The 580-nt window shown below is 46.7% G+C and carries 1 protein-coding gene; it reads left to right on the top strand.

The window, feature by feature from the left end:
• Positions 1-580, top strand: a 580-nt coding sequence (locus tag MM214_RS18975; RefSeq protein ID WP_241297748.1) for an Ig-like domain-containing protein, incomplete at both ends; no start/stop codon positions are given.

Genomic DNA, 580 nt, shown 5'->3' with positions numbered 1-580 from the left:
GCAGGTGATCTATTGATCGCAAGTGTGGAGGCTGAGCCTTTTACCTTCAACTGGGACAATGCACCTCTGGGCAATCATTACATCACTGCTATTGCCACAGACAATGAAGGGGCTGCGACGGTTTCTACTCCTGTTTACACAACAATCGAGGAAGCTCCTGAAATGCCTGAAACTCCTGAAGCTCCAGCAGCCAATGTTTCTCCAACAATCAGCATCATCACCCCAGAAGATCAGCAGGTATTCGAGCAAGGGCAAGTAATCGAGATCACTACCTTAAGTGCAGATGAAGATGGTGAAGTGGTGAAGGTAGATTTCTATGCAGATGATCTATTGATCGCAAGTGTGGAGGCTGAGCCTTTTACCTTCAACTGGGACAATGCACCTCTGGGCAATCATTACATCACTGCTATTGCCACAGACAATGAAGGGGCTGGGACGGTTTCTACTCCTATATACATAACAATCGAGGAAGCTCCAGCAGCCAATGTTTCTCCAACAATCAGCATCATCACACCAGAAGATCAACAAGTATTCGAGCAAGGGCAGGTTATCGAAATCACTACCCTAAGTGCAGATGAAG

Origin of the sequence: Belliella kenyensis (genome assembly GCF_022549675.1) — a bacterium.
Classification (GTDB): domain Bacteria; phylum Bacteroidota; class Bacteroidia; order Cytophagales; family Cyclobacteriaceae; genus Belliella; species Belliella kenyensis.
Note: the sequence above shows the minus strand (reverse complement) of the source record. Positions and strands in the feature narration are given on the sequence as shown.